General features: G+C 69.8%; 15 protein-coding genes. 8 read left to right on the top strand and 7 right to left on the bottom strand.

Translation table 11 applies throughout. The features are described from left to right. Positions 1–70: 70 nt before the first annotated feature. From BQ2383_RS06485 to BQ2383_RS06475, 3 genes are all read right to left on the bottom strand, one after another. Positions 71–358 (bottom strand): hypothetical protein, encoded by a 288-nt coding sequence (locus BQ2383_RS06485; RefSeq protein WP_029262133.1) that lies wholly within the window; start codon positions 356–358, stop codon positions 71–73. A 63-nt stretch (positions 359–421) separates the two neighbouring features. Beyond that, complete coding sequence (locus BQ2383_RS06480) at positions 422–1,759, bottom strand: MFS transporter (protein WP_091032247.1); 1,338 nt, start codon at positions 1,757–1,759, stop codon at positions 422–424. A 5-nt stretch (positions 1,760–1,764) separates the two neighbouring features. After that, complete coding sequence (locus BQ2383_RS06475) at positions 1,765–2,205, bottom strand: MarR family winged helix-turn-helix transcriptional regulator (protein WP_091031361.1); 441 nt, start codon at positions 2,203–2,205, stop codon at positions 1,765–1,767. A gap of 59 nt (positions 2,206–2,264) precedes the next feature. On the opposite strand from BQ2383_RS06475, the gene BQ2383_RS06470 reads away from it, so the two are divergent. From BQ2383_RS06470 to BQ2383_RS06445, 6 genes are all read left to right on the top strand, one after another. Beyond that, positions 2,265–3,002, top strand: coding sequence for a copper homeostasis protein CutC (locus tag BQ2383_RS06470; RefSeq protein ID WP_091031358.1), 738 nt, complete (start codon positions 2,265–2,267; stop codon positions 3,000–3,002). 33 nt (positions 3,003–3,035) lie between these two features. Further along, entirely contained in the window at positions 3,036–3,893 is an 858-nt protein-coding gene (locus BQ2383_RS06465; protein WP_091031354.1) for an alpha/beta fold hydrolase, read from the top strand. Between the two features lie 176 nt (positions 3,894–4,069). After that, complete coding sequence (locus BQ2383_RS06460) at positions 4,070–4,807, top strand: DUF1684 domain-containing protein (RefSeq protein WP_091031350.1); 738 nt, start codon at positions 4,070–4,072, stop codon at positions 4,805–4,807. A 68-nt stretch (positions 4,808–4,875) separates the two neighbouring features. Continuing rightward, positions 4,876–5,925 carry a lipoate--protein ligase family protein gene (locus tag BQ2383_RS06455; RefSeq protein ID WP_091031347.1) on the top strand — a complete coding sequence of 350 codons (1,050 nt, stop codon included), beginning with the start codon at positions 4,876–4,878 and terminating at the stop codon, positions 5,923–5,925. Beyond that, positions 5,904–6,872 (top strand): DNA-methyltransferase, encoded by a 969-nt coding sequence (locus BQ2383_RS06450; RefSeq protein ID WP_244175924.1) that lies wholly within the window; start codon positions 5,904–5,906, stop codon positions 6,870–6,872. The genes BQ2383_RS06455 and BQ2383_RS06450 overlap by 22 nt, the downstream gene beginning before the upstream one ends. A 50-nt stretch (positions 6,873–6,922) precedes the next feature. Continuing rightward, on the top strand, positions 6,923–8,434 hold the full coding sequence (locus BQ2383_RS06445; protein ID WP_091031345.1) for a carboxylesterase/lipase family protein: 1,512 nt from the start codon (positions 6,923–6,925) through the stop codon (positions 8,432–8,434). 20 nt (positions 8,435–8,454) lie between these two features. Here the strand turns inward: BQ2383_RS06445 and BQ2383_RS06440 are convergent, their stop codons facing one another. The 3 genes from BQ2383_RS06440 to BQ2383_RS06430 are packed head-to-tail and all read right to left on the bottom strand — an operon-like array spanning position 8,455 to position 10,698. Further along, positions 8,455–8,802 carry a cupin domain-containing protein gene (locus tag BQ2383_RS06440; protein WP_091031342.1) on the bottom strand — a complete coding sequence of 116 codons (348 nt, stop codon included), beginning with the start codon at positions 8,800–8,802 and terminating at the stop codon, positions 8,455–8,457. Next, a complete protein-coding gene (locus BQ2383_RS06435) occupies positions 8,799–10,202 on the bottom strand; it encodes an NAD(P)/FAD-dependent oxidoreductase (RefSeq protein ID WP_091031339.1) in 1,404 nt (467 codons plus the stop codon). The genes BQ2383_RS06440 and BQ2383_RS06435 overlap by 4 nt, the downstream gene beginning before the upstream one ends. 28 nt (positions 10,203–10,230) lie before the next feature. Then, positions 10,231–10,698 (bottom strand): Lrp/AsnC family transcriptional regulator, encoded by a 468-nt coding sequence (locus BQ2383_RS06430; protein ID WP_029262144.1) that lies wholly within the window; start codon positions 10,696–10,698, stop codon positions 10,231–10,233. A gap of 100 nt (positions 10,699–10,798) precedes the next feature. Between BQ2383_RS06430 and BQ2383_RS06425 the strand changes: the two genes are divergently transcribed. Then, positions 10,799–12,250: a gamma-aminobutyraldehyde dehydrogenase gene (locus BQ2383_RS06425; RefSeq protein WP_091031336.1), complete on the top strand. Its 1,452-nt coding sequence runs from the start codon at positions 10,799–10,801 to the stop codon at positions 12,248–12,250. Positions 12,251–12,279: 29 nt separating this feature from the next. Here the strand turns inward: BQ2383_RS06425 and BQ2383_RS06420 are convergent, their stop codons facing one another. After that, positions 12,280–12,969 (bottom strand): M23 family metallopeptidase, encoded by a 690-nt coding sequence (locus tag BQ2383_RS06420; protein WP_244175941.1) that lies wholly within the window; start codon positions 12,967–12,969, stop codon positions 12,280–12,282. A 795-nt stretch (positions 12,970–13,764) separates the two neighbouring features. Here BQ2383_RS06420 and BQ2383_RS06415 point away from each other — a divergent pair. Next, positions 13,765–14,043, top strand: a 279-nt coding sequence (locus BQ2383_RS06415; RefSeq protein WP_140403311.1) for a hypothetical protein, incomplete at its 3' end; no start/stop codon positions are given.

Raw genomic sequence — 14,043 nt, 5'->3', positions numbered from 1 at the left:
GCAGCGCCACCGCAGGGGGGAGGCCGTCTCTGGGGGAGACGGCTGCGGTGACGCTGCCCTCTCGGAGCGCTCAGGCCGGTGGGGAATCCGGGTCGAGCGTCTTCAACGTGTCTTCCTCGGCGGCGTTGTCGGCGTCGAGTTGGTCTTCGGTCCCCTCGTCGCCCCCGAGGGCAGAGCGGTGGCCCTGGCCGGCATCGCCCTGGATGGCGCCGCCGGTCGATTCGCCGCGCGAGCTGTCGCCCTGGATCGCGCCGCCGGTGCCGTCGCCCTGACCGGCATCCTCATCGGGGACGCCGACGCCGGGAGCGCCCTCGGCCGGGTCCTGCGGGTGGGGTGTGCGTTCCGTGTTGTCGTCCATGTACCGACGGTACGTACGCCAGGTGCACTCCGTAGAGGGCGTTGACAAACCGAGGAAAGAGGCTCAGCCCTCGAGGTCGTTCCTCTTCGCCGTGCGGATGGGCGTGGTGACGGCTGCTTCGTCGCTGAACTCGATCGGGTCGGGCCGCTCGACCACACTCAGCGGGCGGGTCTCGTCGAGGGTGAGCAGGAAGCGGCGGTTCTCGGCGCGGCGCAGGCGGCCCGAGGTCGCCACCCAGATCACCCCGATCGCGCAGGCGACGAATCCGGCCGTACCGCCGAGCATGATGGCCGCGCGCGGACCGAAGGAGTCGGCGACCCACCCGGCGATGGGAGCACCCACGGGGGTCGAGCCCATGATGACGGCCATGTACAGGGCGAGCACGCGCCCGCGCAGCGCCGGCTCGGTCGTGATCTGCACGTAGCCGTTGGCGGTGGTGAGCAGCGTCACGATCATGAAGCCGGTGAAGGTCAGGGTGACGGCATACGAGGCATACGTCGGCATGGCGGATGACACGAACGCGGCGATGCCGAATCCACCGGCGGCGAGGATCACCACGCGCACCCGCGCGCGATCACGGCGAGCCGCGAGCAGCGCGCCGATCAGCGAGCCGATCGCGAGCACCGAGCTGAGCACGCCGTAGCCGTCGGCGCCCGCGCCGAACTCCAGCGCCATGGTCGAGGCGAAGATCGGGAAGTTCATGCCGAACGCGCCGATCAGGAACACCGTGACGAACACGACCCGCAGATCGCTGCGCCCCCACACGTAGCGGAACCCGGCCGCGAGTCCGCCGCGGTTGCGGTTCTTCAGCCGTGGCGCGAGCAGGCCGGTGCGCAGCATCGACAGCGCGAGGATCATCGCGAGGAAGGTCGCGGCGTTCACGATGAAGACCCAGCCGGAGCCGATCGCCACGATCAGCAGACCGCCGACCGCCGGGCCGACCATGCGGGCGAGGTTGAAGGATGCCGAGTTCAGGGCGACCGCGTTCGAGGTGTCGCCCGTCGACACCATGTCGGAGACGAACGCCTGCCGGGCCGGAGCGTCGAACGCGTTCACGACACCGAAACCGAGGGCGAAGGCGAACATCATCGGCAGGGTCATCACATCGTTGAGCAGCAGCACGCCGACCGCGATGGCCAACCCCAGCAGTGCCGACTGGGTGGCGAACAGGATGTGCCGTCGATCGAAGCGGTCGGCCACCCATCCGGTGAGGCTCACCAGCACGAGCGGCGGACCGAACTGCAGCGCCATGGTGACGCCCATCGCGGTGGCGTCGTTGTCGGTCAGCTCGGTGAGCACGACCCAGTCCTGGGCGGTGGCCTGCATCCAGCCGCCGACGTTCGAGACCAGGGCGCCGGCGAACCAGATGCGGTAGTTGATGTTCGCGAAGGAACGGAACATGGCGCTCATCGCTCCACCACCCGTCGCATCAGCGCACTGGCTTCTCGGAGCGTGGTGAGCTCGGCCTCGGTGTACTCGACCTCGCGCAGCATGTCGGCCAGCAGCTCGTCGCGGCGGCGGATCGTCTCGACGACGAGCTCGACGCCGGCGTCGGTGATGTCGACCTGCACGCGGCGGCGGTCTTCTTCATCGGGAGTGCGCACCACGAAGCCCTGCTCCTCGAGACCGTTGATGGTGCTGGTCATCGACGGTGCGGTCACGCGCTCGCGCACGGCGAGGGTCGAGATCGTGCGGCGGCCGTTCATGCGCAGGTCGGCGAGCACCGCCAGCTGAGCATCGCTCATCGAGTCGGCGGCCCGGGCGCAGCGGAGGCGACGGGCCAGGCGGAACGTGGCCATGCGCAGGTCTGTGGCGGTGAGGGCGAGGGATTCATCGGACGCAGACATTACTTAGATAGCCTATCTAATTTTTCTGACACTGTCGCGGCGCCGGGCACAATGGAGGAGTGACCCGAACACTCGCCTTGGAAATCGCCGTGCAGGACCCCGCCGGAGTGCGCATCGCCGCCGAGATCGGCGCCGACCGCGTCGAGCTCGCCACGGCCCTCGCCCTCGGTGGACTGACCCCGTCTCCCGCGACGCTCGAGCTGGCGGTCGAGGCCGCCGGAGCGGACGGACCGGAGGTGCACGTGCTCGTCCGGCCGCGCGGCGGCGGCTTCCACTACACCGACGACGAGCTGGCGATCACCGAGCGCGACGTGCGCCGAGCGATCGCTGCGGGTGCCACCGGCGTCGTCATCGGCGCGCTCGACGCGGAGGGTCGCCTCGACCTGTTCGCCATGGCGCGGCTGCGCGATGCCGCGGGCGGAGCACCCGTCACCCTGCACCGCGCCATCGACGTGACGGCCGACCCCGTGGCGACGCTGCGCAGCGCCCGCGAGCTCGGTCTGCGCCGCGTGCTGACCTCGGGTGGCGCGTCCGCCGCGATCGACGGCATCGACACCCTGCGCGCACTCGTCGCCGCGGCCGAGGGCGAGATCGAGATCATGGCCGGCAGCGGCGTCGACGTCGCCAGTGCGCCGGTGCTCGCCGCGGCGGGGGTGGACGCGATCCACTTCTCCGCGAAGCGCTCGGTGATCGAGGAGGGCGGCGTGCGGATGGGGTCCGCCTCCGACGGCGTCGGCGGCTACGAGGTCACCGACCGCGACATCGCTTTCGCGATCCGGGATGCCGTCGCACGGTAGGCGCTCTCGGCCCGCGGTCGCTAGGCTCGCAGCGTGACGGATACGCGTGAGTTCACCGACGCCCATGGCGTGGCCATCGTCTACGACGTGCATCCGGCTGCGGGTACTCCGCGCGGAGTCGTGCAGCTCCTGCACGGCGTCGGCGAGCATGCCGGACGATACGGCGCCCTGATCGGCGCCCTCACGGGGGCCGGTTTCCACGTCTACGCCGACGATCACCGGGGCCATGGCCGCACCGGCATCCGTCAACACGGCGGACCCGAGAAGCTGGGGCGACTCGGCATCGGCGGACTCCGCGCGGCCGAGGATGCCGTCTGGCAGCTGACCGGGATCATCCGCGACGAGAACCCCGACCTGCCGCTGGTTCTGCTGGGCCACTCGTGGGGTTCGTTCCTGGCGCAGATGCTCGTGAACCACCACCCGGAGGCGTGGGATGCGGTGATCCTCTCGGGCTCCGCGCTGCGCACGCCCGGGTTCCTCAACGCGGCACCCCTGAACGCGCGGTGGGCGAAGGACGAAGACGCCACCGGGCTCGAATGGCTCAGCCGCGATCCCGCCGTATGGGCCGCGTTCGCCGACGATCCGCTCACGACCGACGTCCCGCTGCTCAAGCTCTTCGGTCCGATCGAGGCCGCGCGGCTCTACGGGCGTCCGGCCAAGGACCTGGGCCGCGACATCCCGATGCTGCTCCTCGTCGGTCGCGACGACCCGGTGGGCGGACCCCGCAGCGTGCACAAGCTCGCCGACGAGTACCGCAGCCGTTCCGGGCTCACCGACATCACGACCCTGGTGTACCCGGATGCGCGGCACGAGATCTTCGCCGAGCTGCAGCAGGAAGAGGTGCGCGCCGACGTGCTCGCCTGGCTCGACGCGCACATCCCCGCGCGCTGAGAACCGTCCATCGCATTCCCGCTTCCGCGCGGTGTGACGCGGCGTTACGCCCGGTGAAGGCGTGTGACGGACCCGTTCTCCGGGCTCGGTGACGACCGTAGATTCGGGTCAGTATTCCGCGCAGGAGCGAGGAGCGCGCCGCTGTGCGGTGCCCTCGCACGGGAGGGACCGCACCGATGAGCTTCGTGAAGGACTGGCAGGACTGGCACGCGTCGCGCGAGCGCTACGCAGGGTCGGAGTACGGTCCGTCGGCGCTCGAGTCGACGAACTGGCTCATCACGGAGGCGGCGGCGGTCGACGGCATCCCCGGGCTCTGGGCGCTGACCGGCGACGGCGGCATCCGGGGGAGCGAGCTGGGTCAGACGGGATCGACCGTGGTGCTGCGCGGTTCGGAGAGCGTCCGCCTCGGCCGGCGTGAGCTACGGGTGTTCGATCGCCACGGTGCGCTGGCGCTGCGGGTGCTGAATCCGGCGCGACCGCAGCGCGAGTGGTTCACCGCGATCGACGCCTACGCGCCCGACGAGCGTTGGCGACTCCCCGCGGTGTTCGAGGCGACGCCCGACGAGCAGATCCTGATCACGTCGGTCGACGGTGAGGCCCGGGAGACGCCGGTCGCCGGGCGGTTGCGGTTCGAGCTGGCGGGGGCAGCCCAGACGCTGACCGTCACCAGGAACGGACAGGGGGCGTTGAGCGCGGTCTTCGCCGACGGCACCAACGGTCTGGAGACGTACCGCTTCCGGTTCCTGCCGGTCGACGAGCCCGCCGCCGACGGCACGGCCGTGATCGACTTCAACCGCGCCTACCTGCCGCCGTGCGCGTTCTCGGACCAGTACGTCTGCCCGCTGCCGCCCGCCGGCAACCGGTACTCGACGCCGATCCGCGCCGGGGAGCGCGTGGTGGTGCTCGGGGGCTGATCCATCCGGTGGTTGCTCCGCCACGGCTGAGCCGCCGGATCGGGGCTCTCGCGCCTTAAGCTGGAACCGTGCACGGTGAATACAAGGTCCCAGGTGGAAAGCTCGTCGTCGTCGACCTCGAGATCGAGGACGACCGGATCGCCCGCTTCCGCCTCGCCGGCGACTTCTTCCTCGAGCCGGACTCGGCGCTGGACGACATCAACGCCGCGGTCAACGGGCTGCCCGCCGAGACGGACTCGACGGCGATCGCCGCGGCCGTCCGCAGTGCCCTTCCGGATGGCGCTCAGCTGCTCGGCTTCTCGCCCGAAGCCGTCGGGACCGCCGTGCGCCGTGCGCTCGTGACGGCCCCGGGGTGGCGCGACTTCGACTGGGAGATCGTGCACGACCAGGCGGTCTCGCCGCGCATGAACCTCGCCCTCGACGAGGTGCTCACCGCCCGGGTGGGCGAGGGGCGCCGGCGTCCCACCCTGCGCATCTGGGAGTGGAACGAGTCGGCCGTCGTGATCGGGTCGTTCCAGTCGTACCGCAACGAGGTCGACCCCGAAGGCGCCGCACGGCACGGGTTCGACGTGGTCCGCCGCATCTCCGGCGGTGGGGCGATGCTCATGGCCGCGGGGCAGATCATCACGTACTCGCTGTATGTGCCGGCATCGCTCGTCGCGGGCATGACCTTCGCCGACTCCTACGCCTTCCTCGACGACTGGGTGCTGCAGGCGCTGCGGTCGCTCGGCATCGACGCGGTCTACCAGCCGCTCAACGATATCGCGAGCCCGACCGGCAAGATCGGCGGTGCCGCGCAGAAGCGCCTCGCGAACGGGGGAGTGCTGCACCACGCGACCCTGTCGTACGACATCGACGGCCAGGTCATGACCGAGGTGCTGCGCATCGGCCGCGAGAAGCTCAGCGACAAGGGCACCACGTCCGCCGCCAAGCGCGTCGACCCGCTGCGTAGCCAGACCGGACTCGAGCGCGCCGAGATCATCGAGCGTTTCAAGGACACCTTCCGCTCGCTGACCGACGCCGAGACGGGGTCGATCACGGCCGACGAGTATGCCGACGCGGAGGCTCTCGTCGAGTCGAAGTTCGCCACCGAGGCGTGGCTGCATCGGGTGCCGTGACCGCGGGCGCGGTCACCATCATCGAGGGCGACAACCTCGCCGTCGCGGCGACCCTGCCGTCGGGTTCCTTCACGCTCGTGTACCTCGACCCGCCGTTCAACACCGGCAGGACGCAGGGGCGACAGGTGGTCACCGCGCGCCGGACGTTCACAACTCAGGAAGAATCCGCAGATTCGGGCGCGGAGCCCGTCGAATCGAGCGATGCGGCACCGGTCTTCCTGAGTTCTGAACCGTCGGCGACCGAGACCGAGCCGGCGCTCGAGGTGCGGCACGGGTTCCACGGGCATGCCTACGAGCGGGTGCGCGGGATGCTGCGCGCCTATGACGACCGCTTCGACGACTACGGCTCCTTCCTGATGCCCCGGCTCGAGGAGGCCTGGCGGCTGCTCGCCGACGACGGCACGCTGTACCTGCACCTCGACTACCGCGAGGCGCACTACGCCAAGGTCATGCTGGACGCCGTGTTCGGTCGGGACTGCTTCCTCAACGAGCTCATCTGGGCGTACGACTACGGGGCGAAGTCGCGCAGCCGCTGGCCCACCAAGCACGACACGATCCTCGTCTACGTGAAGAATCCGCGGGAGTACGTCTTCAACTCCGAAGAGGTCGACCGCGAGCCGTATATGGCGCCGGGACTGGTCACCGCCGAGAAGGCCGCGCGCGGCAAGCTGCCGACCGACGTCTGGTGGCACACGATCGTCCCGACGACCGGACGCGAGAAGACCGGCTATCCCACGCAGAAGCCGGAGGGGATCCTCCGCCGCATCGTGACCGCCTCGAGTCGCCCCGGCGACCGGGTGCTCGACCTCTTCGCCGGCAGCGGCACGACCGGGGCCGTGGCCTCGGCGCTCGGTCGTGACGCCGTGCTGGTCGATGACAACCCCGAGGCGATCGGGGTCATGACGACGCGGATGCCGCACGCTGAGGTCACATCGATCCTCGGCTGAGGGCGTTCGCGGTGCCGCCGCTCGCCGCCTGCGACCAGGAGAATGCTGTGATGACCGATACCGACTTCGAGACGACCCCCGAGTTCGTCGAGGTGACGACCGCCGCAGGACGGGTGCGCGGCCGCTGGCGTCCGACCACCGGGGGGCGCGGTAATCCGCGGTCGGCGGCATTCCTGGGCATCCCCTTCGCGGAGGCTCCGATCGGCGAGCTGCGCTTCCAGGCGCCCGTGCCGAAGGCACCGTGGGAGGGTGTGCGCGACGCGCTCGAGTTCGCCGCCACCGCGCAGCGCGGCGATCCCGGCGTCACGCTCATCCCCGAGCCGAGCGTCGAGGGCGAGTCGACACTCAACGTCAACGTGTTCACGTCGAGTCCGACCCGCGCCGAGCAGGGAACCGGGATGCCGGTGCTCGTCTGGATCCACGGGGGCGGGTACTTCGCCGGCTCGCCCGCGAGCGTCTGGTACGACGGCCGCAACTTCAACCGCGACGGCGTCGTGACCGTGTCGATCTCGTACCGCCTCGGCTTCGACGGTTTCGGCTGGATCGAGGATGCTCCGTCGAACCGTGGCGTGCGCGACTGGCTGCTCGCGCTGGAATGGGTGCAGCAGAACATCGCCGCGTTCGGCGGAGACCCGTCGCGCGTGACGATCGCCGGTCAGTCCGCGGGTGGCGGTGCCGTGCTGACCCTGCTCGGCATGGAGCTGGCGCAGCACCTGTTCCACGGTGTCTACTCGATCTCGGGTGCGCTCGCCGATGTCTCCTCCGCCCGCGCCGAGACGTTCGGCCGCGGACTCGCTGCCGCCTGCGGGGTCGAGCCGACCGTCGCCGGGTTCTCGTCGCTGGACGAGGAGCGTGTGCTCGAGCTGCAGAAGAAGGCGACCGAGCTCGGGCCGTCGTCGGTCGGCAGCATGATCGAGGAGGGGCTGCCGCTCGGGCCGAGCATCGACGGCGATCTGCTGCCGCGGTCGACGCGCGAGGCGCTCGCCGCGGGCATCGGCGCCGACAAGCCGCTCGTGCTCGGCGCGACCGACGACGAGTTCACCATGGTGTTCTCGGATGCGGCGAAGAAGCTCCGTTGGGTGCCCCGGTCGCTCCTGCTGGGAAAGCTCGGGCTGCCGAAGGCCGCGCGCCGCGAGTACCTCGCCGCCAACGCCGACATCACGGGCCTCGGCAATGCCCGCATCGCCGGACGGCTGCTGACCGACCGGATGTTCCGCTCAGCGCTGCTGAAGGTCGTCGCCGATCGCGGGGCCGCGCCGACCTGGGTGTACCGGTTCTCGTGGCCGTCGGGGCGCTTCGGTTTTGCGGAGCACTGCCTCGACGTGCCGTTCTTCTTCGACTGCCTCGACGGGCCCGCGATCGAGCCGCTCGCCGGCCCGAACCCGCCGCAGCAGCTGGCCGATGAGGTGCACGGGGCGGCGGTCGCGTTCCTCGTCGACGGCGACCCCGGCTGGCCGCGTCATCAGGGGAGTGCGGGCATCGTCCGGGTCTACGACACTCCCACCCGCGACGTCCGCGATGCCTACGCCTCCGTGCGCCCGCTGCTGGGCGAGTCGTCCTGACGATCTGAGCCGACCTGCCGTCAGGCCACGTACACCTTGCGGAGCGTCTCGGTCACGGTCCAGGTCGTGCGCATGCCCTCAGCGAGGCGCACGACCGAGCCGGGGCCGATCTCGAGGTCGGGCAGCCCCGACGAGCCGAACGAGATCGTGGCGCGGCCGCTCAGCACGACGAACACCTCGTCGGCCTCGGTGTCGGTCGCAGTGCCAGGGGTCATCTCCCACACGCCGACCTCGACCCCGCCGAGACTCGCCAACTCGTGCACGGCGGTCGTCGGGGCGCCGGCGAGCACCTCGCCCGCGGGCAACGGCTCGTGCGCGAGTGCGAGACCACGGGCATCCACCCCGCTCCCCGCCGCGAGAGCATTCACGAGTCGAAGCCCATGCCGACGGCGTCGAGCGTCTTGAGGAACAGGTTGCGCTTGCCCTCGTTGTGGTCAGCCCGGTTCATGGCTGCGCGCACCAGGTTCACGCCGATCGAGGCGGCGGGCTCCGGCGGGAACGGAATCGGCTTCTCGCGCACCATCCGCAGCTCGGTGCGTTCGGTCGAATCCTCCGACAGCTTGTCGAGCATGACGTCGGCGGCGAAGCGGGCAGCCCCCACACCCAGTCCGGTGAAGCCGGTCGCATAGGTGACGCGGCCCTTGCGGGCGGTGCCGAAGAACGCGCAGAAGCGGCTCGACGAGTCGATCGCTCCGGCCCAGCGGTGGGTGAAGCGCACACCCTCCAGCTGCGGGAAGGTCGTGAAGAAGTGCGAGGCGAGCTTACGGTGACTCTCGATGCGGTCCTCGTACTCGGGGCGCACCTTGCCACCGTAGTGATAGACCGCGTCGTAGCCGCCGAACAGGATGCGGTTGTCACCCGTGAGCCGGTAGTAGTGGAACTGGTTCGCGCTGTCGGCGAGGCCCTGCCGGTTCGACCAGCCGATCGACGCGAGCTGTTCGGCGGAGAGCGGCTCGGTCATCAGCACGTAGTCGTAGACCGGCACGGTCATCAGGCGGTTGCGTTTGAGGAGCGAGGGGAACACGTTCGTGCCGAGGGCCACGGCATCCGCGACCACCCGGCCGTTCGGCGTGACCAGCGCGATCGGGCCCGAGCCATCGCCCTCGATGGCGCGCACGATGCTGTGCTCGTAGATCTCGACGCCGAGGTCTGCGGCCACGCGTGCCAGCTCGACGCCCAACTTGGCCGGATTCACCATCGCCGAGCCCTCGCGGTCCCAGGCTCCGGCGAGGAACGTCTCGGAGTGCACCTCCGCCTGCACGGCTTCGCGGTCGAGGAAGCCCGGTTCGTCGCGGAGCCACTCGACCTGGTGCGGCTCGACCGCGACGGCCAGCTGACCGGTGCGCTCGAACTCCGTGTCCATGCCGTAGCGCGCGACGGTCTGCTCGATGCCGTCGAGGTTCTCGTGGCCCAGCTCCTCGAGCCGGTCGATCTCCTCGGGCCACCGGGTCACGCCGTTCTCATGACCGTGGGTGAGGCTCGACTCGCAGAAGCCGCCGTTGCGACCGGATGCCGCCCACGCGATCCGCGATGCCTCCACGAGGACGATGCGGCGCTCGGGGTCGCGCTCCTTGGCGCGCACGGCGGTCCACAGCCCGGCGTAGCCGCCGCCGACGATGGCGAGGTCGGCGCGGACCGTGCCGTTCAGGCGCGGATGCGTCGGTCGATCGACATCGTCGAGCCAGAAGACGCGCAGAGCGGTGTCGCGCAGGGAGGCGTCGACGACCCCCTGCGGCGGCTGCCGGCGTTCGAAGACGGTGGTTCCCATGATCACTCCGATGCGTCGGGGGTGCGCCTCAGCGCGTACCCCAGTTGTAGAGGTCTTTGTAGAGGCCCGCGTAGAGCAGGCTCTCGGTGTGGACGATGCCCGGGATGGTGCGGATGCGGGTGGCGATGAGGGTGATCAGGTGCTCGTCGTCCTCGCACACGGCCTCGACGAGGATGTCGAACGTCCCGAGAGTGACGACGACGTAGGCCAGCTCGGGGATCGTGGTGAGCTCTTCAGCGATCGCGCGGGGGTCGCCGGAGACGCGGATGCCGATCATCGACATGCGGTGGAAGCCGAGCTGCATCGGATCGGTGACCGCGACGATCTGGATGATGCCGGCCTCGGTCATCCGCTGCACACGCTGACGGGCGGCGGCTTCGCTGAGCCCGACCTCGCGCGCGATCTCGGCGTAGGGGCGGCGGCCGTCCTCCTGCAGGAGTTCGACGATGCGCTTCGAGATGTCGTCCAGTGCAGGCTGGGCAGGCTTGGGGCTCATCTGTCGATATTGACAGTCATGGCTCGATCCTGCAACTGATTCAGTCGCTGCGTGCGGCCGATATCTTCCGATTCCGCAGGTCGCGCGCTACCATGACGGCATGTCCCGCAGCCTTCTGAAGAACTCCGCGCCGTTGCAGAACTTCATCGGCGGTCGCTACGTGCCCGCGTCCGGGACGGAACGGATGCCGCTCCTCGATCCTGTCACCGAAGCCGCCTACGGTGAACTGCCGATCTCCGACGGTGCCGACGTCGACGACGCCTATGCCGCGGCATCCGCGGCCTTCCCGTTCTGGCGTGACACGACGCCCGCCGATCGACAGCTGGCGCTGTTCCGCATCGCCGATGAGATGGAGTCGCGGGCCGAGGAGTTCGCCGACCTGGAATCGCAGGACACCGGCAAGCCGCGTGCGAGCCTCGTCGCCGACGAGATCATGCAGTCGGTCGATCAGCTGCGATTCTTCGCGGGCGCTGCCCGCAGTCTCGAAGGTCGGGCGGCGGGGGAGTACCTCGCCGGGCACACGTCGTTCGTGCGCCGGGAGCCGGTCGGCGTGATCGGTCAGGTGACGCCGTGGAACTATCCGCTGAACATGGCCGTCTGGAAGATCGCGCCTGCGCTCGCCGCCGGGAACACGGTCGTGCTCAAGCCCGCGGAGTCGACGCCGTTGACCACGCTTCTGCTCGCCGAGATCGTCGCGCTGCACACCCCTGCCGGCACTCTGAATGTCGTGCTCGGCGATCGCGACACGGGGGTCGCGCTCGTCGAGCATCCGACCCCGCAGATGGTGGCGATCACCGGTTCGGTACGGGCGGGCATGGCGGTGGCGCGCTCGGCGGCGAACGACGTGAAGCGCGTGCACCTGGAACTCGGTGGCAAGGCACCCGCGATCGTGTTCGCGGATGCCGTGCTCGAGAAGGCGGTCGACGGGATCATCACCGGGGCCTTCTTCAACGGCGGACAGGACTGCACGGCGGCCACACGCGTGCTCGTGCACGAGTCGCGGCACGATGAGCTCGTCGCCGCGCTGGTGGCGAGGGCGAAGACGCACGCGCGCACCGGAGGACCGCACGAGGAGGGGGTGCTGTACGGGCCGCTGAGCAGCGCGGCACAGCTCGCTCAGGTGCAGGGTTTCATCGACCGGCTTCCTGCACACGCGACCATCGAGACCGGCGGACGCCGCCAGGGAGACCGGGGCTACTTCTGGGAGGCCACGATCGTGTCGAGTGTGCGGCAGGACGACGAGGTCGTACAGGGTGAGATCTTCGGCCCGGTGCTCACCGTGCAGGCGTTCTCCGGCGACGACGAGGCGCTCCAGTGGGCGAACGACGTGCCCTATGCGCTCGCGGCCTCGGTGTGGACGACCGATCACACGCGGGCGATGCGCTTCTCGCGCGACCTCGACTTCGGCTGCGTGTGGATCAACACGCACATCCCGTTCGTGTCGGACATGCCCCACGGCGGGTTCAAGCACTCCGGGTACGGCAAGGACCTCTCGCAGTACGGGTTCGAGGACTACACCCGCATCAAGCACGTGATGAGCGCGCTCGACTGAGTGGCCGCTGCCGAGTCGCGTGGACCGGGTCAGCTCACGTGCGTCTGGAGCCAGGGCATCGGGTCGACGGCGACCGTGTTGATGTGGACCTCGAAGTGCAGGCAGGAGCCGAACACGTAGCCGGTCGATCCGACGTCGCCGATGTACTGCCCCTCGTCGACGCAGTCGCCGACCTCGACCGCACGGGTTCCGTAGTTCATGTGCGAGTAGACCGTGCTGACGGCCTGTCCGTCGACGATGCTCTCGATCTGGATCGTCACGCCGTAGCCCTGGTAGCTCTCGGTGGAGCGCGAGACGCAGCCCTTCATGGCGGCGTTGATCGGCGTGCCGACGCCGGCAGCGAAGTCCTGGCCGAGGTGCGACCGGCCCGGGCGGGAAGCGCCGAAGCCATCGGTGAACGAGTAGGTGCCGTCAGCCATCGGCATGACGATGCGATCGGCGATGGGGATGTCGACCGCGCTTCCGAGCGGCATGCCGGCAGCGAGTGCGGCCGCGACGGCACGCGAGCGCGTCTCTTCGATCTCTTCGGGCGTCGTCGCCGAGAACGTCCCGCGCGGAGCGATCTCGGCACGGATCTCGTCTGAGGAGGAGGATGCCGACGTGGGTGTGTAGGACTGCGCGGCGTCGGCTGCGGCCGCCGTGGTGAGGCTGGTGGTGGCGCCGGCGACGGCCCCTTCGCTGCCGGTGGCGAGCGCGGGCAGTGCGGCGCCGGTGACCATCACGCCGATTGCGAACGTGGCACCGAGCGCCTTGGCCTTCGCCCACGGACGCTTCGCGCGGCGGGGACGGACCGGAGATGCTGCGGGCTTTCGCGCGAGACGCCCTCGCGGGTTCCGGGCGCGGCGGGGCTTGCCGGTGGCCTTCGAGTGCGACGGGCGGGGGGCGTCCGTGGCGGCGGTGTTCGCGGCGACGGGAGGCTGCGCGTCTGTGGGGGTGCTCGCGGCGACGGGGGACTGCGTCTCGGTGGATGCGTCGGCTGTGCGGGGAGGCTGTGCGTCTGAAGGTGCGTCCGCCGTACGGGGAGCTTCAGGAGTCGTGGGGGCGGAGTTCCGCCGATCGCGCCGCAGCAGTGGGCGGGGTGCGGCAGGCGCTTCTTCGGGGGTGTCCGGGGCGTCGTGAGCGCGCTCGGGTGGCAGGGAATTCGTGACGGAGTCCTTCCGGAGGGCAGATGTACGCGGCGGTCGATCCCCCCGGATGCCACCGTTACCGATCTGTAATTTAGTTGGCGAACCTGTGAGCGTCAAATCGAAGAGCGGATGCTCGGCTCCGTTTCGTCGACGGATGCTCGGTCTCCGTCGACATCGGTAGGTGTGATGTCGACGTGGATACTCACACTCAGCCCTGGTGCGGGGTATCCGTGAGCGTCGCGGCGCACCGTGCCGCCGCGAGTGTGGACAAGGGCCCTGACGTCGTTTTTGTGGAGGGATTGTCGACGTTTCGCGTGTTCCAGAATACTGCTCTGATCTGGGGTTATCGGGGTTCGAATGTCGGTGGCCCTGGGTTGACTGGGGGGTATGAACAACCCCGCGGAACTGCTCGGCCAGGTCGTCGCTGACCTGGATGCGGTGCTGCGCTCGGACGTGATCGCGGGGCTCGGTGACGACGAGAAGATGCAGGTTTTGCGGGTCGCGGGTGAGGTGCAGCGGCGGGTGGGGGCGGTGGTCGTGGAGACGGTCGCGTCGGTCGATGAGCGTCCGGCGGGGTCGGGTGAGCCGGCGTTCTGCGGGCGATATGGCTGCCGCACGGTGAACGAGTTGTTGCAGCGGGTGCTGCGCACCGATGCGGCGGGGGCG

Source organism: Microbacterium oxydans (assembly GCF_900095745.1).
GTDB lineage: Bacteria > Actinomycetota > Actinomycetes > Actinomycetales > Microbacteriaceae > Microbacterium > Microbacterium oxydans_B.
The sequence above is the reverse complement of the archived record's forward strand: the minus strand, read 5'-3'. Positions and strand labels throughout refer to the sequence as shown.

Coding starts and splice junctions, on each gene's coding strand:
- BQ2383_RS06485 (WP_029262133.1), bottom strand. CDS start 358: ATGGACGACAACACGGAACGCACACCCCACCCGCAGGACCCGGCCGAG.
- BQ2383_RS06445 (WP_091031345.1), top strand. CDS start 6,923: ATGACCGATACCGACTTCGAGACGACCCCCGAGTTCGTCGAGGTGACG.
- BQ2383_RS06430 (WP_029262144.1), bottom strand. CDS start 10,698: ATGAGCCCCAAGCCTGCCCAGCCTGCACTGGACGACATCTCGAAGCGC.
- BQ2383_RS06460 (WP_091031350.1), top strand. CDS start 4,070: ATGAGCTTCGTGAAGGACTGGCAGGACTGGCACGCGTCGCGCGAGCGC.
- BQ2383_RS06420 (WP_244175941.1), bottom strand. CDS start 12,969: ATGGTCACCGGCGCCGCACTGCCCGCGCTCGCCACCGGCAGCGAAGGG.
- BQ2383_RS06475 (WP_091031361.1), bottom strand. CDS start 2,205: ATGTCTGCGTCCGATGAATCCCTCGCCCTCACCGCCACAGACCTGCGC.
- BQ2383_RS06480 (WP_091032247.1), bottom strand. CDS start 1,759: ATGTTCCGTTCCTTCGCGAACATCAACTACCGCATCTGGTTCGCCGGC.
- BQ2383_RS06425 (WP_091031336.1), top strand. CDS start 10,799: ATGTCCCGCAGCCTTCTGAAGAACTCCGCGCCGTTGCAGAACTTCATC.
- BQ2383_RS06435 (WP_091031339.1), bottom strand. CDS start 10,202: ATGGGAACCACCGTCTTCGAACGCCGGCAGCCGCCGCAGGGGGTCGTC.